The 18,708-nt window shown below is 63.3% G+C and carries 21 protein-coding genes; 15 read left to right on the top strand and 6 right to left on the bottom strand.

Going from position 1 to position 18,708, the window contains the following annotated elements; genetic code table 11:
* The first annotated feature begins 29 nt into the window (after nt 1-29).
* The 7 genes from FQU74_RS06035 (at nt 30) to mog (ending at nt 6,672) form a co-directional block, all read left to right on the top strand.
* A complete protein-coding gene (locus FQU74_RS06035) occupies nt 30-1,427 on the top strand; it encodes an aspartate aminotransferase family protein (protein ID WP_146285507.1) in 1,398 nt (465 codons plus the stop codon).
* Between the two features lie 250 nt (nt 1,428-1,677).
* Nucleotides 1,678-2,781 carry an ABC transporter substrate-binding protein gene (locus tag FQU74_RS06040; RefSeq protein ID WP_146285508.1) on the top strand — a complete coding sequence of 368 codons (1,104 nt, stop codon included), beginning with the start codon at nt 1,678-1,680 and terminating at the stop codon, nt 2,779-2,781.
* A gap of 87 nt (nt 2,782-2,868) precedes the next feature.
* Complete coding sequence (locus FQU74_RS06045; protein WP_146285509.1) at nt 2,869-3,738, top strand: ABC transporter permease; 870 nt, start codon at nt 2,869-2,871, stop codon at nt 3,736-3,738.
* Nucleotides 3,735-4,526, top strand: coding sequence for an ABC transporter permease (locus FQU74_RS06050; protein WP_146285510.1), 792 nt, complete (start codon nt 3,735-3,737; stop codon nt 4,524-4,526). The genes FQU74_RS06045 and FQU74_RS06050 overlap by 4 nt, the downstream gene beginning before the upstream one ends.
* A complete protein-coding gene (locus FQU74_RS06055) occupies nt 4,523-5,530 on the top strand; it encodes an ABC transporter ATP-binding protein (RefSeq protein WP_146285511.1) in 1,008 nt (335 codons plus the stop codon). Before FQU74_RS06050 ends, FQU74_RS06055 begins: the two co-directional genes overlap by 4 nt.
* Before the next feature lie 114 nt (nt 5,531-5,644).
* Complete coding sequence (locus FQU74_RS06060; protein ID WP_146285512.1) at nt 5,645-6,148, top strand: DUF2478 domain-containing protein; 504 nt, start codon at nt 5,645-5,647, stop codon at nt 6,146-6,148.
* On the top strand, nt 6,145-6,672 hold the full coding sequence (gene mog / locus FQU74_RS06065; RefSeq protein WP_146285513.1) for a molybdopterin adenylyltransferase: 528 nt from the start codon (nt 6,145-6,147) through the stop codon (nt 6,670-6,672). The genes FQU74_RS06060 and mog overlap by 4 nt, the downstream gene beginning before the upstream one ends.
* Nucleotides 6,673-6,684: 12 nt before the next feature.
* Here the strand turns inward: mog and FQU74_RS06070 are convergent, their stop codons facing one another.
* Nucleotides 6,685-7,395: a sirohydrochlorin chelatase gene (locus tag FQU74_RS06070; RefSeq protein ID WP_146286224.1), complete on the bottom strand. Its 711-nt coding sequence runs from the start codon at nt 7,393-7,395 to the stop codon at nt 6,685-6,687.
* Between the two features lie 79 nt (nt 7,396-7,474).
* Here FQU74_RS06070 and FQU74_RS06075 point away from each other — a divergent pair, with 79 nt between their 5' ends.
* Nucleotides 7,475-8,143, top strand: coding sequence for an NnrU family protein (locus FQU74_RS06075; RefSeq protein ID WP_146285514.1), 669 nt, complete (start codon nt 7,475-7,477; stop codon nt 8,141-8,143).
* Here the strand turns inward: FQU74_RS06075 and arsC are convergent.
* Nucleotides 8,140-8,550 carry an arsenate reductase (glutaredoxin) gene (gene arsC / locus FQU74_RS06080; protein ID WP_241659870.1) on the bottom strand — a complete coding sequence of 137 codons (411 nt, stop codon included), beginning with the start codon at nt 8,548-8,550 and terminating at the stop codon, nt 8,140-8,142. The two genes, FQU74_RS06075 and arsC, sit on opposite strands and share 4 nt — an antisense overlap.
* Nucleotides 8,551-8,687: 137 nt before the next feature.
* Between arsC and FQU74_RS06085 the strand changes: the two genes are divergently transcribed.
* From FQU74_RS06085 to FQU74_RS06095, 3 genes are all read left to right on the top strand, one after another.
* Complete coding sequence (locus tag FQU74_RS06085) at nt 8,688-9,341, top strand: protein-L-isoaspartate O-methyltransferase family protein (RefSeq protein WP_146285516.1); 654 nt, start codon at nt 8,688-8,690, stop codon at nt 9,339-9,341.
* A gap of 122 nt (nt 9,342-9,463) precedes the next feature.
* Nucleotides 9,464-10,873, top strand: a complete 1,410-nt coding sequence (locus FQU74_RS06090) for a TolC family outer membrane protein (RefSeq protein WP_229704310.1) — start codon at nt 9,464-9,466, stop codon at nt 10,871-10,873.
* A 129-nt stretch (nt 10,874-11,002) separates the two neighbouring features.
* Nucleotides 11,003-11,872, top strand: a complete 870-nt coding sequence (locus tag FQU74_RS06095) for a flagellar biosynthesis protein FlhF (protein ID WP_146285517.1) — start codon at nt 11,003-11,005, stop codon at nt 11,870-11,872.
* Nucleotides 11,873-11,945: 73 nt separating this feature from the next.
* Here FQU74_RS06095 and FQU74_RS06100 read toward each other — a convergent pair whose 3' ends face one another.
* A complete protein-coding gene (locus FQU74_RS06100) occupies nt 11,946-12,269 on the bottom strand; it encodes a DUF6280 family protein (protein WP_146285518.1) in 324 nt (107 codons plus the stop codon).
* Nucleotides 12,270-12,481: 212 nt separating this feature from the next.
* On the opposite strand from FQU74_RS06100, the gene efp reads away from it, so the two are divergent.
* Nucleotides 12,482-13,045, top strand: coding sequence for an elongation factor P (gene efp, locus FQU74_RS06105; RefSeq protein WP_146285519.1), 564 nt, complete (start codon nt 12,482-12,484; stop codon nt 13,043-13,045).
* Nucleotides 13,046-13,051: 6 nt separating this feature from the next.
* Here efp and ygfZ read toward each other — a convergent pair whose 3' ends face one another.
* Both ygfZ and FQU74_RS06115 read right to left on the bottom strand, forming a co-directional pair.
* Nucleotides 13,052-13,795: a CAF17-like 4Fe-4S cluster assembly/insertion protein YgfZ gene (gene ygfZ / locus FQU74_RS06110; RefSeq protein WP_146285520.1), complete on the bottom strand. Its 744-nt coding sequence runs from the start codon at nt 13,793-13,795 to the stop codon at nt 13,052-13,054.
* Between the two features lie 4 nt (nt 13,796-13,799).
* Nucleotides 13,800-15,464 carry an ABC transporter ATP-binding protein gene (locus FQU74_RS06115; RefSeq protein ID WP_229704350.1) on the bottom strand — a complete coding sequence of 555 codons (1,665 nt, stop codon included), beginning with the start codon at nt 15,462-15,464 and terminating at the stop codon, nt 13,800-13,802.
* A gap of 258 nt (nt 15,465-15,722) precedes the next feature.
* Between FQU74_RS06115 and FQU74_RS06120 the strand changes: the two genes are divergently transcribed.
* Both FQU74_RS06120 and FQU74_RS06125 read left to right on the top strand, forming a co-directional pair.
* Nucleotides 15,723-16,934 (top strand): pyridoxal-phosphate-dependent aminotransferase family protein, encoded by a 1,212-nt coding sequence (locus tag FQU74_RS06120; RefSeq protein WP_146285522.1) that lies wholly within the window; start codon nt 15,723-15,725, stop codon nt 16,932-16,934.
* The gene (locus FQU74_RS06125) at nt 16,931-17,365 is read left to right on the top strand and encodes a GNAT family N-acetyltransferase (protein WP_146285523.1); all 435 of its coding nucleotides are present in this window, start codon (nt 16,931-16,933) and stop codon (nt 17,363-17,365) included. Before FQU74_RS06120 ends, FQU74_RS06125 begins: the two co-directional genes overlap by 4 nt.
* Before the next feature lies 1 nt (nt 17,366).
* Here FQU74_RS06125 and copM read toward each other — a convergent pair whose 3' ends face one another.
* Nucleotides 17,367-17,723, bottom strand: coding sequence for a CopM family metallochaperone (gene copM / locus FQU74_RS06130; protein WP_146285524.1), 357 nt, complete (start codon nt 17,721-17,723; stop codon nt 17,367-17,369).
* 198 nt (nt 17,724-17,921) lie between these two features.
* Here copM and FQU74_RS06135 point away from each other — a divergent pair, with 198 nt between their 5' ends.
* Nucleotides 17,922-18,698, top strand: coding sequence for a gamma-glutamyl-gamma-aminobutyrate hydrolase family protein (locus FQU74_RS06135; RefSeq protein WP_170246197.1), 777 nt, complete (start codon nt 17,922-17,924; stop codon nt 18,696-18,698).
* The last annotated feature ends 10 nt before the right edge of the window (nt 18,699-18,708 follow it).

Genomic DNA, 18,708 nt, shown 5'->3' on the forward strand with positions numbered 1-18,708 from the left:
GGTTCCACCAGTCGTGACATGAGGCCAAGATGAACAAGATCACCAACCACCTGCCGACGGCAGAGCTTCAGGCGCTGGATGCGGCGCACCACATGCACCCGTTCACGTCGGACGGGCAGTTGGCCAAGCGCGGTGTGCGCGTCATCACCGGCGCCGAGGGCATCTGGCTGAAAGACAGCGAGGGCAACCGCATCCTTGACGGGATGGCGGGTCTCTGGTGCGTCAATGTCGGCTACGGCCGGCACGAGCTGGCCGAAGCGGCAGCGCGCCAGATCAACGAGCTGAGCTACTATAACACCTTCTTCATGACGACCCATGTGCCGGCGATCGCGCTGGCGGCCAAGCTTGCCGAGCTTGCGCCCGGCGATTTGAACCATGTGTTCTTTGCCGGTTCGGGCTCCGAGGCGAACGACACCAACATCCGTCTGGTTCGTCGCTATTGGGACATCAAGGGCCAGCCGGAAAAGCGGGTGATCATCGCCCGCAAGAACGGCTACCATGGCTCGACCATGGGCGGTGGCTCGTTGGGGGGGATGCCCTATATCCACGCGGCTGGTGGCAAGATCGACGGGATCGAGCACATCGGTCAGCCGAACTGGTGGGCAGAGGGCGGCGACATGACGCCCGAGGACTTCGGCCTGCTCCGCGCCCGCGAGCTTGAGGAGAAGATCCTCGAATTGGGCGTCGACAAGGTTGCGGCCTTTATCGCTGAGCCTGTTCAGGGCGCAGGTGGGGTGATCGTTCCGCCCACCACCTACTGGCCGGAAATCCAGCGCATCTGCGACAAGTACGGCATCCTTCTGATCGTGGACGAGGTCATCACCGGCTTTGGCCGCACCGGCAACTGGTTCGGCAGCCAGACCTTCAACATCCGTCCCCATATCATGACGGTCGCCAAGGGCCTCTCCTCGGGCTATCAGCCGATCGGCGCTTCGATCGTCTGCGACGAGGTCGCCCATGTGATTGGCAATGCCGAGGACGATTTCAACCACGGCTATACCTATTCGGGCCACCCGGTTGCCGCTGCTGTCGCGCTGGAAAACCTGCGCATCATCGAGGAAGAGGGAATCGTCGAGCATGTGCGCGACGTGGCCCATCCTTATCTCGCAGAGCGCTGGCATGCGCTTGGTGATCACCCGATGGTGGGTGAGACCAGCCTCGTTGGTCTGATGGGCAGCCTTCAGTTGACCCCGAACAAGGAGAAGCGGTCGAAGTTCGCCGCCAAACCGGGCCGGATCGGCTACATGACGCGCGAGCGGTGCTTCAAGAACAACCTGATCATGCGCCATGTCTATGAGCGTATGATCATCTCTCCGCCGCTGGTGATCACGCCCGAAGAGATCGATATCCTTGTCGCGCGGGCGCGGCTTTCGCTCGACGAGGCTTACAAGCAGGTCCGTGAGGAAGGTCTCTGGCAGGAGGCGTGATTCGCGCCGAATCGAAAAATTACGAACGTTGAAACAGGCGCCCAAGGGGCGCCTGTTCGCATTTTCGCAGAAAATCCTTGTTCGGATTGGGCGCGCATGAAGAAATTGTAACAGAAGCATGACGCAATCGTTGCGCAGCGCAAAAATCCGCGTTTAGATCGACCCATCAGGGCAAATGCACGAAACTGTCACACGACAAGAATAAGACGCCCGGGTGACCAACGGGGCCCAAGGCCCAAGGGAGAAGACGATGAAACTGACGAAGACCACCTTCGCCGTGACGCTGTCCGCGCTCATGGCAACCACAGGCATGGTGTCGGCCCAGTCACTGGCCGAGATCGAGGCCGCAGCCAAGGCCGAAGGCATGCTGACGACCATCGCCCTGCCGCATAGCTGGTGTGGCTATGGCGACGTGATCGCCGGCTTCAAGGCCAAGTATCCCGAAATTCAGGTCAACGAACTGAACCCCGACGCGGGCTCGGCCGACGAGGTTGAGGCCATCAAGGCCAACAAGGACAACAAAGGGCCGCAAGCGCCTGACGTTGTGGACGTTGGTCTTGCCTTCGGTCCGACCATGAAGGCTGAAGGCCTGCTGCAGCCCTACAAGGTCTCGACCTGGGACGAGATCCCCGAAAGCATCAAGGATGCTGAAGGTTACTGGTACGGCGACTACTATGGCGTGATGTCCTTCATCGTGAACAAGGACCTGGTCGCGAATACGCCCGCTGACTGGGCCGACCTTCTGAAGCCGGAATATGCTGGTCAGGTTGCTCTGGCGGGCGACCCGCGCGCCTCGAACCAGGCGATTCTCGGTGTTCTGGCGGCTGGCCTGTCGAAAGGTGCCGCTGCGGGCGAGGCGGCCGGCAAGGCAGGGCTTGAGTACTTTGCCGAGCTGAACAAGGCTGGCAACTTTGTCCCCGTCATCGCCAAGGCCGGCACCATCGCGCAAGGTGCGACCCCGATCGCGATCGCATGGGACTATAACGCGCTGGCATGGAAGGACGAGCTGGCGGGTAACCCGCCGGTCGAGATCGTCGTGCCGAAGACCGGCGTTCTGGCAGGCGTCTACGTTCAGGGTATCTCGGCCTATGCGCCGCACCCGAATGCCGCGAAACTGTGGATGGAATACCTCTACAGCGATGAAGGCCAGAACCTCTGGCTGAAAGGCTACTGCCACCCGGCGCGCTTCAACGCCATGGTCGCAGCCGGCAAAGTTCCGCAAGAGCTGATCGATGCTCTGCCGCCGGCCGCCTCCTATGAGGCCGCCTACTTCCCGACGCTTGAGGAAGTGGACGCCAACAAGGCCGCCGTCACCGGTGGCTGGGACGCCGTCGTCGGCGCCAACGTCCAGTAACGTTTAAGCACCTCATCGACCCCGGCCCGGGCCAGTTGCGCCCCGGGCCGGGGTTCGCAATCAGAACAACGACAGGGACAGCCCCGCATGAGTTCCATGCCGCAATTCCGGCGCCCACCCCTGACATGGCTGGGGCTTCTGCCCTTCATGATCTTCGTCACGCTTTTCCTGATCCTGCCGACGGTCCATATCGTGATCGGCGCATTTCAGGACCGCTCAGGGGCCTTCACGCTACAGAATATCCGCGACCTGAATACAGGCACGATCCCGTCAAGCTACTGGATCTCGGTCAAGATTTCGGCCGCTTCGGCAGCACTTGGCTGTCTGATCGGCTTTGCAATGGCTGCGGCGGTGACCTTTGGCGCCGTGCCGCGCTGGATCAAGGCGCCGTTGACGACCTTTTCGGGCGTTGCCTCCAACTTTGCCGGCGTGCCGCTGGCCTTCGCGTTTCTTGCGACGTTCGGACCGGTGGGGCTGATCACCGTCTTCCTTCGCAACAACTTTGGCATCGTGCTGGCACGCGATCTGGGATTCAACATCCTGTCCTTCTGGGGCCTGACGATCACCTACCTCTTTTTCCAGATCCCGCTGATGATCCTGATCATCATACCGGCGCTGGAAGGCTTGCGCCGTGAATGGCGCGAAGCGGCTGAGGTTCTGGGCGCGACGGCCACGCAGTACTGGCGGATGATCGCGCTGCCCATTCTGTTTCCCTCGCTGCTCGGTACCTTTGCGCTGTTGTTCGCCAATGCCTTTGGCGCTGTTGCAACCGCGATTGCGTTGACGGGCTCGGCGCTGAACATCGTGCCAATCCAGCTGTTTGCGCAAATCCGCGGTGACGTGCTGGGCAACCCGAACCTTGGCTATGCCATGGCGTTTGGCATGATCGTGGTCACGGCCATCGCCAATGTAGTCTATATCTGGCTGCGCATCCGCGCAGAGCGGTGGCTGAAATGAACATCTGGGCACGCATTGCCGGCTGGGCCGCGCTGATCTTTGGCCTGCTGTACTTCATCCTGCCACTGGCTGGTCTGTTCGAGTTTTCGCTTCGGGCGCGGCGTGGGGTCTATTCCTTTGATGCCTACGCCAAAGTCCTCGCCGACCCCGAGTTTCAGGCGACATTCGGCTATTCGGTGCTGATGGCGCTGGTCACCATTGTCGTGGGTGTACTGATCGTTGTTCCCACCGCCTTCTGGGTGCGGCTGAAAATGCCCTGGGCGCGGCCCTATGTCGAATTCATCACGCTGCTGCCGCTGGTCATTCCGGCCATCGTCATCGTTTTCGGTTATATCCGGCTCTACAACACTTCAAGCTGGCTTCCGCTGACAGGCTCTGTCATGGGCACCAACTTCCTGCTTGCGATGGGCTACACGGTTCTGGCGCTGCCATATATGTATCGCGCCGTTGACACCGGCCTTCGCACCATCGACGTCGGAACGCTGACCGAGGCGGCGCAGGTTCTGGGTGCTGGATGGATTTCGATCCTTGGCCGCGTGATCCTGCCCAACGTGGTTCCGGCCGTACTGTCTGGGGCCTTCCTCACCTTTGCCATCGTCATCGGCGAGTTTACCCTTGCCGCGCTGCTCGATCGGCCGGCCTTCGGGCCTTATCTGCAACGCATCGGGGCCAACAAACCCTATGAGCCCTTCGCACTTTCGGTGATCGCCTTTGGCATCACCTGGGCCTGCATGGGGCTTATCCAACTTGTGACCCGTTTCTCCAAACATACGAAGGCCGCGCGATGAGCTTTCTCGATATCTCTCACCTTGAAAAAAGCTTCGGCGCGAACCGGGTCGTCAAGGATTTTACCCTCGGGATCGAGAAGGGCGAGTTTATCTCGCTGCTTGGTCCCTCGGGCTGTGGCAAGACCACCGTGCTGCGCATGGTTGCGGGTTTTGAAACACCCTCGTCGGGTGCGATCCGCATCGGTGGTACCGACATGGTCGGTCGCCGCCCCAACCAGCGCAACATCGGCATGGTGTTTCAGGCCTACGCGCTGTTCCCGAACCTGACGGTGGCCGAGAATGTGGGCTTCGGCCTGAAAATCAAGGGCGTGCCACGGGACCAGATCAACGCGAGGGTCACCGAGATGCTGTCGCTGATCGGGCTTCCTGATCTGGGCGGGCGTTATCCGTTTCAGCTTTCGGGCGGTCAGCAGCAGCGCGTGGCGCTGGCGCGTGCCCTGGCGCCGAAGCCGCAGGTTCTGCTTCTGGACGAGCCGCTGTCTGCGCTCGATGCCAAGGTGCGGGTCTCACTCCGCACGGAAATCCGCGCCATCCAGCGCGAGTTGGGCATCACCACGATCTTCGTCACCCATGATCAGGAAGAGGCGCTCTCGATCTCTGACCGGATTGTTGTGATGAATGGCGGCATTGCCGATCAGGTCGGCACCCCGTTTGAGATCTACAATCGCCCGACCACGCGGTTTGTTGCGAATTTCGTGGGGCAGCTCAATGTCTTCCGCGCCGACGCCGATGGCCGTATCGGTGGGGTCAGCGTGGGGCAGGGTGACTTTGCCGCACGGCCCGAGGCCATCAGCCTTGGGCGGTCGCCGGGGGCCGACATCGTGCTGCCCGCAACCGTGACCGAGGTCGAGTTTCTGGGCAGTGTCATCCGGCTGACGGCGGAAGCAGCAGGGGCGCGGGTCGCGCTTGATACCTTCAACCGTGCCGACGCCCCGCCCCCCACAATTGGCACGCAAGTCGAGCTCAGCCTCTTTGCGCGTGACCTGATCGCCTTGGCGGGCTGACGCTGCAGCCGCCCCTCTCCGATAAGGGAAGGGGCGGCGTGCTGCCGGTCTTTGGCCGGTGCTTGCCGTTGGCACCGGTTCGGTCCATCCTGTACCCAGAATGCGAGGGGGCCCATGCAGATCGGCTATGTCTATTCCGATGCCCGCGGCGAGACGGATCGCCTGCTGGCAGATGTTGCGGCGCGGCTGATGGCCGAAGGTGTGGCCGTCGCCGGGGCAGTGCAGCACAACATCGCCTGTGACGACGATCATCACTGCGACATGGACGTGAAGGTTCTGCCGGATGGGCCGGTTGTGCGGATTAGCCAGAACCTTGGCGTCGGCTCGACGGGTTGCCGACTTGACGCCGGCGCGCTTGAGATGGCGGTGGCCGAGGTCGCACAGCGCTTGCCGGGCGCGCGTATCCTGATCGTGAACAAGTTCGGCAAGCATGAGGCCGAGGGGCGTGGATTCCGCCAGATGGTTGCCGATGTCGCAGCCGAAGGCGTGCCGGTACTGATCGGTATGAACAGTATGAATCGGCAGGCATTTCTCGACTTTGCGGGCGATCTTGCGGCCCCGGTTCCCGCGACCGAGTTGATGAACTGGGCGCGCGCGGCGATGGTAGAGCGCGCATGACCGCAAGAATTGCTGTCTTGACCGTATCCGACCGCGCGTCGGCTGGCGTCTATGAAGACAAGGGCGGCCCGGCGATCGAGGCTTGGCTCCGTCGTGCCATCGTCTCGGACGTCGAAATCCTACGCCAGATCGTGCCGGACGGGCGCGAGAGCGTTGCAGACGCTTTTCGCCACTGGGCAGATACAAAGGGCGCTGACCTGATCCTCGCCACGGGGGGGACCGGCCCATCGCCCCGTGATCTGACGCCGGAGGCCATGGATGATGTGGTCGAGCGCCATTTTCCGGGCTTTGGTGAGCTGATGCGGGCGGTCAGCCTGCGTGAGGTGCCGACCGCGATCCTGTCGCGGCAAGGGGCGGGCACGCGGGGCAGGTGCCTGATCATCACCCTACCGGGCAAGCCATCGGCCATCGGAACCTGTCTGGATGCTGTCTTTCCCGCCGTGCCCTATTGCCTTGATTTGATGGGGGCTGCCCGGATCGAAACGGACCCTGAGATCTGCAAGGCCTTTCGCCCGATGAAGTGAAACGCCGCGGCGTCAGGCGGCAGCACGCTGGCGATGCCGGAGCAGCGTATTGGCGATCAGGCGGGCGCAGTCAGGATGCTCGCCAATTGCTGGCAGCAGCGGGCCGGTGAATCCCGCAGCCTTCAACGCCTGGGGCAGATCCTCAGACACATGACCGGCGCGGGTGGCGAAGAACGGCAGGCAGAAGGCTGGCCCTTTCGTCTGTCGCGCAACATCTTCCAGAAAGGGCTCTTGCTCTACATAACCGGTCGTGACCTTGAAGCCGGTGTCACGGCGCAGCATCTGGGCCATCTCTTCGGTGATCTGGCTCGAGGCGGGCGAGACCTGACTGCCATGGGCGGCAAGGATCAGCGACGCGTCATCGGGCAGCCCAAGCTCGTGCGCAGCCTCCGTCGCCACATCGCGCAAGAGCCCTTCCATGCCGGGATCGTGGCCAAATGCAGGAAGCTGCAAGGGCTGGTCGATCCCCGCCGCGCGCAGTCGCTTTGGCAACTGGCTGCGGGTGAACCAGCCTTCGGCCATGAAAAACGGGTAGATCAAAGCATCCGGCATGCCCTTGACGGCGCCCTCCAGCGCGCCGGGCAAGGCGAGCGTCGTGCCGCGCACTTCCCAGCCGGGAAGCCACATCCGCACGCGCGCGGCAAGCGCCTGCATCCAGCATTCCTGCGGGACCGGATCGGCGGGTGAGCCATGGGCGATGATCAGGGCGCGGCATTGTGTCATGCCCGACAGGATAGGGCGACGGCCCGCCTTGTCCAGTACCGGCCCGCAAGCTAGCCTCGGCCGCAACATGGAGTGCGCGATGGACTGGCTTGAATTCGTGGTGGCGTTGCTGGTCTTCATGGCCAGCCATGCGGTTCCTGCGCTGAGCGGTATCAAGGGCGCGCTGGTGTCACGCCTGGGGCGCGGTGGCTACGGCGCGGTCTTTGGCGTGATCTCGCTTCTGCTGCTGTGGTGGGTGATCGCAGCGGCAGGGCGGGCACCGTTTGTTTCCATCTGGGATCAGCAGATATGGATGCGCTGGTTGATCAATCTGGTGATGCCGCTGGTTATGCTGCTGATCTGCCTGTCGGTCGGCGCACCCAACCCGCTCAGTTTCGGCGGGCGGGCAGAGGGGTTTGATCCGGCGCGACCGGGGATTGCGGGCGTCGTTCGCCACCCGCTTCTCTGGGCGCTGCTCATCTGGTCGCTGGTTCACATGTTGGTGAACGGCGATCTGGCGCATGTGATCCTGTTCGGGCTCTTTGCGCTCTATGCGGCGGTCGGCATGGCGATGATCGATGGCAGGCTGCGGCGAAAATGGGGGGCGGATGTCTGGGTGACCCGCGCCTCGGCGACGTCAAACCTGCCCTTTGGGGGCAATTGGCGCAGTTACCGTCCCGGTTGGTCGCGCCCCGTGATTGCGATTGTGATCTGGGCCGGTCTCTTGCACCTGCACCTTCCGGTCATCGGCGTAAGCCCGCTGCCCTAACTGCGTGCCAGCAGTCCGATCAACCGATCCAGCGGGCGCGCAAGTACCGTTCCGCGCGGCGTTCGCACGAAAGGGCGCTCAACAAGCGTTGGGTGTTTCAGCATGGCTTGCAGGATTGTGTCTTCGGCCACCTCCGGGCCCAACAGACCGAGATCGCGCGCAAGATCGCCCTTGCGACGCAAGGCCGCAGACGGGGCAAGACCCGCCTCTGCCAGCAAGGCGCCCAGCCCTTCGGCTGTCCAACCGGCATCTAGATACCGGATCACCTCAGGCTCATGGCCCGCGGCGCGGATCGCTTCCAATGCCTTGCGCGAGGTCGAACAGGATGGGTTGTGCCAGATGGTGATACGGTCGGTCATCGGCAGATGAAACCGCGCGCGCGCCCTTACGTCAACCACTTGGGCCATTGCGCGAGGGAGGCAAGGCTGTGATATCAATGCCAAAGCGCAACCTGAAGGCGGGCGGAATGCGGTGATGTCGTGTTGCCGTTGGCGGCGTTCTGTGGCAAGACACTGTGGACGAAAATCGAACGGACGAGCTTGCAATGACCGATTTCGCAACGCGGCGCACGATGATGGTGGACACGCAGGTCCGCCCCTCGGATGTGACGAAGTATCCCATCATTGCGGCGATGCTCTCTGTCCCGCGTGAGGCCTTTGTTCCCGCCCAAATGCGCGAAGCCGCCTATGCGGGCGAGCATGTCACACTGGGTGGCGGTCGTGTCGTTCTTGATCCGCGCACACTCGCCAAGCTTCTTGACGCGCTGGATATTCAGGGGGGCGAGACGGTTCTGGATATCGGATGTGGCCTTGGCTACTCCTCGGCGATCATTGCCCGCATGGCAGAGGCCGTTGTTTCCGTCGAGGAAGACGAGGCACTGGCGACCGAGGCTCAGCGCGCGCTCTCTTCCCAGGGTGTGGACAATGCCGCTGTGAGCCAGGGCAAGCTGGCCGACGGAGCGCCGAAGGCCGGTCCTTATGACGTGATCGTGCTGCAAGGCGCTGCCGAGGTGATCCCCGATAGCCTGGTTGCACAACTGAAAGAGGGCGGCCGCATCGGCGCACTCTTCATGGAAGGAAATCTTGGTGTCGCCCGCGTCGGATACAAGATCGACGGACGTATAACCTGGCGGCAGGTGTTTAACGCCTCGGCACCGGTTCTGCCGGGGTTCGAGATGCGCAAGGCCTTTGCCTTGTGACCAATCTACTGGGGCCGGCGGCGCAAGCTGCCGACCCGGGCGACAATAGCGCCAGAAAAATCATCGGGCCTGATGCAGGGCGAGGCAAGAACCCTGCACAGGCATATCACCAGGAGCAGGCGATGTCTGGACTGAGGCGTATTCTGACAGCGACGGCAGCCGTCGCAACGATGGCAATGGCGATGCCGGTGCAGGCGGAAACCCTTTCCGACGCGCTTGTCGATGCCTATCGCAATTCGAACCTTCTGGAACAGAACCGAGCGCTGCTCGCGGCTGCGGATGAAGATGTGGCGCAGGCGGTCTCGCGGTTGCGGCCTGTGATCTCGTTTGCTGCGAACTATCTGAACCGGCGAACGTTGCTGGATGAGTCGCCAACCTCGGCCGTTGTCGGTCGCCGTTCGACGGTAGAGCAGACGACGCTGGATCTGGCGCTTGAGATGGTGCTCTACGATTTTGGACGGACGCGGACCAGCATCGATCTGGCCAAGGAAACCGTGCTTGCCACCCGCGCTGCGCTGCTTAGCGTGGAGCAGCAGGTGTTGCTTGAGGCGGTCCGCGCCTATGTCACCTACCGTCTGACGCAAGAGATCCTTGGATTCCGCCAGAACTATGTCTCGGTGATCGGCGAGGAACTGCGCGCAACCCGCGACCGTTTCGAGGTGGGTGAGGTCACGCGCACCGATGTATCCTTGGCCGAGTCGAAGCTGGCCGGTGCGAATGCAGATGTTGCGGCTGCCGAAGGTGACGTGCGCGTTGCGCGTGAGGCGTTCCGTGCGGCCGTTGGCCGCTACCCCGGCACGCTCGCGCCGCCGCCACGTTCGCCAAAGCTGCCCTCGACCGTGCAGGGCGCGATCGATATCGCACATCGCGAGAACCCGGCTGTCATCCGGCAGCAGCATCTGGTCAGCGCCGCCGACCTGAACATCGCGCTGGCCGAGGCGAACATGCGCCCGACCATCAGCGCGCAGGGCTCGCTTGGAACCAGTTCAGGTGCGGGCGATACGGTCGACTATAACGCCCGCTCCGTCGGCGTCAGCATGAGCCAGGTCATCTACTCTGGCGGGCTCTTGTCCTCGCAAAAGCGTCAGGCGCAGATGAACCGCGAAGCGCAGCGCGCATTGCTGCACGAAACCGTGCTGCAGTTGGAAGAAGATGTTGGTGCGGCCTGGGCTCAGCTAGAGGTCAGCTCTGTCCAGATCGCAGCGAACGAGGCACAGATCGTCGCCGCCCGCCTTGCCTTCGAGGGCTTGCGCGAAGAAGCAAAGCTGGGTGCGCGCACGACGCTTGATGTACTTGACGCCGAGCAGGACGTGCTCGACGCCCGTGCGGCCCGCGCGCAGTCTGAAGCTGAGCGTTACTTCCGCGTTTACCAGATTCTCGCGACGATGGGGCGCCTGACGGCCGAGGATCTGAACCTTGGTATTCCGACCTATGATGTGACCGGCTACTACAATGCGGTGAAAAAAGCGCCGATCGGATCGTGGCAGGGCGAGCAGTTGGACCGCGTTCTGAAGGCATTGGGCAAGAACTGAGATCGGATTGTTTCCAATTCGGACCCAACCCATTGCAACTCATGCGTTTTGCCGAAGATCAAAGCGCCTCTGACTTGCGCGGCGGGGGCGCTGGCGTTACTCTGTCGTCATGGTTGAGTGAGGTGCGGCATGAGCGAGCCAATGACATCGGTTGAAATCGAGGATGTTCTGGCATCCATACGAAGGCTGGTGTCCGAAGACCTTCGACCCCCAATCCCTGCGCAACGCCCGGCCGCAGTTGGCGCCGACACGGGCCTTGGCAAACTGGTTCTGACGCCGGCCCTGCGGGTGCATGATACGACCGCCGGGCCGATGGTCCTTGGCAAGTCGGATATTGCGGCTGTCGAGGCTCCGCCCCCTTCGTTGGGCCATGTTGTTTCGCAACTCGGTGCGCGCGTCGACGGGGACGACTGGGAGGCTGAGGCGCCATTCACCGATACCGACTGGTCCGAGGGAAGCTCCACTGAGCCTGACGACGAGCCAAGACAGGCACCGCTGGCAGAGGTTGTGCCCTTTGTTCTTGCGCATGAGCGTCGCCTGCAAGCGGCGTGGCGCGATGGAGCCTGGGCAGAGCCGCGAAAGGATGCGACTGGCCCTAGCCCGGAGCCGGTGGTGGAAGAGGCAACAGAGGCCGCCGAGACCTTTGCCGAGGCTTCGGTGCCGCCCGCACCCTTGGTAGAGGAGCCAGAGCGATCTACCGACCCTCTTGATGCTGCAGAGTTGCAGCCCGAGGCTGAGGTGTCATCGCTCGACGCGGCCGAGGAAGAGCTTGCAGCCGATGTTGAAGAGCATCTGACGGCCCGTGCGATGAACGAAGTTCCGCGCGTCTTTGCCCCCGGCGATGCCGATGACTTTGATGAAGAAGCGCTGCGCGAAGTGGTGCGCGACATCATCCGTGATGAACTGCAGGGCGCCTTGGGCGAGCGCATCACCCGCGCCGTGCGCAAACTCGTCAGGACTGAGATCCAGCGCATGCTGATTGCGCGCGACGTTCAGTAACGCACCCGACATTCAGCACTGAAACAAAAAGCGCGCCTAACGGCGCGCTTTTCCTATGCTGCTTCCGAAGGGATCAGGCGGCTTCCGCCTCAAGCTCGGCTGCGTGGCGGCGCTCGCTCTCTTCGCGCGACAGCGCGACCGAGGTACGCACGCCCTTGGCGACGAAATCCATCAGGCCCTTCACGACGCGCTCGTTCGGATCGATGCCGGCGCAGGACAGAACCTCGCGCCCGTCACGCGAACGCGCCCAGCGTGCGATCTGTTCGGGGCCGTTGCCATACTTCTTGTCGTCGGCAATGGCGTCATCGAGGGCGGCCAGAACGACGGCAGCAAAAAGCTTGCGGGCCCGTTGACCCTGCTCGTAGTTGAATGCGGTGCTGTCGATGAAGTCTGCCATGGCCTATCCTGTTATTGCTCTTGCGTCTCGTGGGGCTCGGTGAATATGACGATTTAGTGTCGATTCGGTATTCCACCTTTTGCATAATTGGCATGCATCAGGCGCATGACTTGCCTTCGGAACATACATTATATAGTCGCGGGCCAGCCGGTTTGCTGACGACATATAGGTGCAGGCCGCAAGAAATCAAGATTTCTATAAGGTTTGACCAAATGGCAAAGATCAGTGGGAACGAAATCCGTCCCGGCACCATCATCGAACATGACGGCGGGCTTTGGGCCAGCGTGAAGGTCTCGCATGTGAAACCCGGCAAGGGCGGTGCCTTTGCCCAGGTCGAACTGAAGAACCTGCGCGACGGCCGCAAGCTGAATGAACGGTTCCGGTCAGAGGACAAGGTCGAGGAGGTGCGGCTGGAAAACAAGGACCAGCAGTTTCTCTATGAAACCGATGGTCGGCTGGTGTTCATGGATGCTGAGACCTTTGAACAGGCCGAGGTGGACGCCGAGCTTCTGGGCGATCGTCGCCCCTTCCTGCAGGATGGCATGACCGCCACGGTGCAGTACTACGGTGACGAGGCACTCAGCGTGCAGATCCCGCAGAAGGTGCGTTGCCGGGTTGTGGAGGCTGAGCCCGTCATGAACGGTCAGACCGCGACGAAAAGCTACAAGCCCGCGGTTCTGGAAAATGGCGTGCGCGTCATGGTGCCGCCCTTCATCGGGGTGGATGAGGTCATCATCATCAACACCGACCTCATGGAATATTCCGAGCGCGCCTGAGCGCCGTCATTCCGACCGCAGGCGGGCCTCGCCTGCGGTGAGGGGGGCTTCCATCCGTTCAAAACGCATATGGGCCAGCGCTCGGCCCCCCGACTGCGTGTAAAGCGTGCCCGCCTCGCGCCCGTCCTCCATCAGGATGGGCGTCCCGACCGGTGCGGCCCCTTCGATCCGTAGCCGCGTCAGACCCTTGCGCAGCTCGGTCTTGTGCTTCATCCGCGCCGTGACTTCCTGGCCCACGTAGCAGCCCTTGCGGAAATCGACGCCGTTCAGCGCCTCGAACCCCGCCTCGAGGATGAAGGTCTCGTCAGGGATCAGCTCAATGCCTGTTTCGGGGATCATGTGCTCAACGCGGATGGCGTCCCAGTCGACATCAGCCTCGGGCAGGGGGGCGCCATAGTGCCTCCAGCCAAGCGCCGGGTGGCGCGGGTCGGGCAGGGCGCCTTCGGGTGGCGCGCCCGTGCCCCGCGTGACCGCAAGCGCGGCAGGCGCCATCTGCACATCCGCACGCAGCCGATACATGGACAGACGGCGCAGCGTGGTATCCGCCAGCCCCTCGGGCAGGTCAAGCAGCAGCGACTTACCCGTGTTCACCACAAAGAAATCGGCCAGATACTTGCCTTGCGGCGTCAGCAGGGCGGCATAGACGATGCCAGGCTTGTCCAACTGCCGCACGTCATTGGACACGAGGCCCTGCAGGAACGTCAGTGCATCTGCGCCGGTCAGCGTCACGAGGCGGCGGGAGGCGGTCATGGCCCTATTCCTTGAATTGCAGGCGATAGAGATCGGCATAAAGCCCGCCCTTTGCAAGCAGGCTGTCATGGGTGCCTTCCTCGACAACGCGGCCGTGATCCATCACGACGATCTTGTCGGCGTCGCGCACGGTCGCAAGGCGATGCGCGATGACCAGCGTCGTGCGCCCGGCACCAAGTCGCGACAGCGCCTCGGACACGACCGCCTCGGACGCCGCATCGAGCGCCGATGTCGCCTCATCCAGCAGCAGGATCGGCGCGCCTGCGACCAGCGCACGGGCAATCGCCACGCGCTGACGCTGCCCACCGGACAGGGCCGATCCGCGCGGGCCGGCCCGGCTGTCGACCCCTGCGGGCAGATTCTTCAGAAAATCGCTGACATGCGCGGCGTCAAGCGCACCTTGCAGCCGGTCGTCCGGCAGCTCACGCCCAAGCGTCACGTTCTCGCGGATGGTTTCGTCAAACAGCATCGCGTCCTGGGACACCACGGCGAACTGGCTGCGCAGGTCGGGCAGGGTCAGCGTGGAGATATCAGTATCACCAAGCGTGATCTGACCCGCCTCTGCCTCGGCCATGCCGGTCAGCAGGTGGAACACGGTCGACTTGCCTGCACCCGAGGCGCCGACGAGCGCGGTCATTCGGCCCGCCTCGGCGGTGAAGCTCAGTCCATTCAGCACTGGCGCATCGCCATAGCTGAAGCGCACGTCCGCCAGCCTTACTTCGGGCGGGGCTGCGGGGATGGTGCCGCTGCCCGCCGCAAGGCGGGTGGGGGCCGCCGTGTCGAACAGGCGGAAGATCCGCTCCAGCGAGGCGGATGCCACCTGCCACACGCCCGCCTGATCGCCCAGCCTGCGGATGGGCTGGAAGGTCAGCGCCATGGCGGTGAAGAAGGACATGAACTCACCCGTGGTGCGCTTGCCTTCAGCGATTTCTGCCCCGCCCAGCATCAGCACGGTGAAAAAGCCGATGCCGGTGATCACGTCGATAAGCGCGGGAATGGTGGCACGGCTGGAAGCGCTCTTGACCTCGGCCCGTACGATCTGGCCCACGATCCGGCGGAAGCGGTCGGTCTGATAGTCTTCCATCCGGTTCAGCTTGATGGCCTGAATGCCGTGGAAGATCTCGTCCAGCCGCACGCTGCGCAGGCTTGCCTGATGGCGGCTCTGCATCGTTTTCTTGCGGATGTATTTCTGGATCAGCATGGCCGGCGCAATCAGCAAGGGCGCGCCAATCAGGGCGGCAAAGGTCCAGCGCACGTCAATCGTCAGCGCGACGATGAAGAGCGAGATCAGAGCGATGAAGTCGCGCCCTGCGCCCGTGATGAGAGAGGTCCAGACCCCCTGTACCGCGCCGGTATCGCCCACCACGCGCTCCATCAGCGCGCCGGGCGGGTTCTCCTGAAAGAACCGGCTCTCCAGTGTCAGAACATGCGACAGCAGATCGACCTGCATCGCCGTCGCGCTTTTCTGCGAAATCGTGGTCAGCAGTGTCTTCGAGGCAATCGAGGTGACGGCCCGGATCAGGAACAGACCGAGGATCGCAGCCCCGACCAGTGGCAGTTCGGCCGATCCGCCCGGCGCGAAGACGCGGTCGAAGAGCGGCTCAAGCAGCCAAGAGAGCGCGCCGAGGGTCGATCCCTCGATCACCATCAACAGAAAGGCCAGCGCCATCAGTGGCGTATGCCGGCTCAGATAGCCGCGCCACAACCGGCCAAACAGGCGGCCAGAAGTGTAGCGCGGGTCTCGGTCGGATTTTGCGGACAACGCGGGCTCCGGTCTGTGTGTCCCTTGGGATAGCTTGCATGCGGGGCAGGGGCAAGCGGGCGCGGTGTCTGGCAGTCTGCCCGGTGACCATGGCAGAGCGTGGGCAGGCATTGACCACGGCAAGGGGCGGCCTTAGCCATGGGGCGAGATCAGATGGAGCCCGCGATGACCCTTGCCAACGGTCGCCCCTACCTTGCCATTCCCGGCCCTTCGGTTACACCGGACCGGGTGCTGGCGGCGATGCACCGGGCGGCGCCCAACATCTATGCTGGCGCGCTGCCGGATATGGTGGAAACGATCTGGCCCGATCTGCGCCGGCTTGCGGGATCATCAGGCCATGTCGGTATCTGGATCGCGAATGGCCACGGCGCGTGGGAGGCGGCGAACTCGAACCTCTTTTCCCGCGGGGACAGGGCGCTGGTGCTTGCGACCGGGCAGTTCGGCCATGGCTGGCATGCCTCGGCCATTGCGCAGGGGATTAGGGCCGAGTTGCTGGACTTCGGGCGCAATTCTCCGGCGGACCCCGACAGGCTTGAGTCCGCATTGCGCGCGGATAGCGACCATTCGATCAAGGCGGTGCTGGTCACCCATGTCGATACAGCGACCTCGGTCAAGAACGACATCCCCGCTTTGCGCCGGGCCATCGATGCGGCGGGCCACCCGGCGCTGCTGGCAGTGGACTGCATTGCCTCGATGGGTTGCGACGAGATGCGGATGGATGACTGGGGTGTCGATCTGATCGTCGGGGCAAGCCAGAAGGGGCTGATGGTTCCGCCGGGGCTTGGCCTTGTCTGGGCATCGGACCGCGCGGTGGAGCGCTGCCGCGAGGCTGATCTGCGGACGCCCTACTGGAACTGGACCACACGCTTCGATGCGACCGAGTTCTGGCAGCTTTGGCATGGAACCGCACCGACGCATCATCTTTTCGGTCTGCGCGAAAGCCTGAACATGATTTTCGATGAAGGGGTCGAGGCTGTCTGGGCCCGGCACGCCGGGCTGGCGCGGGCGGTTTGGGCGGCCTTTGACGCATGGGGGCAGGGCAATCCCCAGATTGCGCTGAACGTGGCCGACCCCGCCGCGCGTGGACATTCCGTCACTGCCGCCCGCGTTGGCCCCGCACCATCGGCCACCCGACTGCGCAGTTGGCTTGAGGCGAAGGCAGGGGTCACCCTGGGCATCGGCCTTGGCATGCAGACAGCCGAGGACCCCGGCGCCGATGGCAGCCTGCGCGTGGCGCATATGGGGCATGTGAACGCGCATATGACATTGGGCGCGCTTGCTGCGATGCAGGCCGGGATGGTCGCGCTTGGCATTCCGCACGGGCCGGGTGCGCTCGATGCAGCCGCGCGGGCGGTGGCCGAGGCCGCGGGGGCATGACCCCGCGTCTGGCCCGCGGCCTTGATCTGGATGCCGTGCAGGCCTGTGTCGTCGCAGCCTTTGAGCCGTTCGTCGCAGGCATCGGTCGCCGCCCGGCACCGATGGACGACGACTATGCCACGATGATTGCGCAGGGCGAGGTCTGGGTCGTGGGAGAGGGGGAGGCCGTGATGGCCTGCCACGCCGCCGACGGCATCATGCACCTCGACGTGCTGGCGGCCTTGCCGTCGGCGCAGGGGCGCGGCCTCGGCCGACTGCTGGTTGCCCATTGCGAGCGGTTGGCCCATGCAAGCGGACTGGCGGCGGTCGAGCTCTACACCAATGCCGCCATGTCAGGCGCGCAGCACCTCTATGCCGCGCTCGGCTATACCGAGGTCGCACGGGGCGCGCATGAAGGCTTCATGCGCGTGTTCTACCGCAAGGTATTTTAGATTATTGCCCGTGCTTGGAGAGCCAGTCCGTCATCCAGGCAATCTCGGCCTCTTGCGTGGCGATGACCTGCTCGGCAAGCGCCCGGACATCGGGGTCGGTCCCGTGTTGAAGGACAACCTTCGCCATGTCGACCGCGCCCTGATGGTGCGGGATCATGCCTGCGATGAAGTCTACGTCAGCATTGCCCGTGTATTTGACTGCACCCATGTCGTCATGCATCCGGTCCATCGCGACGATGTATTCCTGCGTCGATGGCGCATCGTTCGTGGCCGTGGCTCCATGGCCGCTATGGTCCGTCTCTTGGGCAATTGCCGGCGCGGCAAGAAACATGAGTATGAGGGCTGACGTCAGCTTCATCGGGTCCTCCGGGGGTCAAGTATGCGTTGCCCCATCTCAGCGCGACTGCGCCGGAAACTGCAAATCAAGCGGGCGTGACCAGCGACCTGCGCTGCTATTGCGGGCAGACCCTGCGCCGATGCACCGAAGTGCGCAGGGTTTTTGCTTCAAAACGGGTCGTTTGCACCGTAAATTCATCCGTAACGGATGGATGACGCAATGACGAATACTTCCCGGCGCCCCGTCGTGGGCATCATTGGCAACATGAGCATGCTGAACGACACCTACCCCGTGCATGCCGGGGGCACGATGAATTCCGAGGCGGTGGCTCAGGTTGCGGGATGCCTGCCGGTGATCATACCGGCCGATCCGCGCTTTGTGTGCGTGAACGAGCTCTTGTCGATGTGTGACGGCTTTCTGCTGACCGGTGGCCGCCCCAACGTGCACCCCAATGAGTACGGCGAGGAGGAAACCCCTGCCCACGGTTCGTTTGAGCGCGCCCGCGATGCTGTCACCCTTCCACTGATCCGCGCTTGTGTAGAACGCGGCCAGCCCTTCCTTGGCATCTGCCGGGGTTTTCAAGAGGTGAACGTGGCCCTTGGCGGCACCTTGCATCCGGAAATCCGCGATCTACCCGGACGGATGAACCACCGCATGCCGCCTGATGGCTCGCTGGAAGAGAAGTTTGCCCTGCGCCATCCGGTACGCTTCACTCCGGGCGGTGTCTTTGCGCGGCTGATGGGCGCGGAAGAGGTGATGACCAATACTCTGCACGGTCAGGGCATCAACCGCGCGGGGCCGCGCATCGTGATTGACGGTCAGGCACCCGATGGCACGCCAGAGGCAATTTTCGTGCGCGATGCACCGGGCTTCACCTTGTCGGTGCAATGGCATCCGGAGTGGAATGCCTGCGGCGACCCTGTCTCGCGCCCGCTGTTTGAGGCTTTCGGGCGTGCGGCGCGCGATTGGGCGACTGGGCTGCGTCACGCCGCCTGAGAGACGGTAC

It is taken from the genome of Gemmobacter aquaticus (assembly GCF_007859075.1).
Taxonomy (GTDB): Bacteria; Pseudomonadota; Alphaproteobacteria; order Rhodobacterales; family Rhodobacteraceae; genus Gemmobacter; species Gemmobacter aquaticus.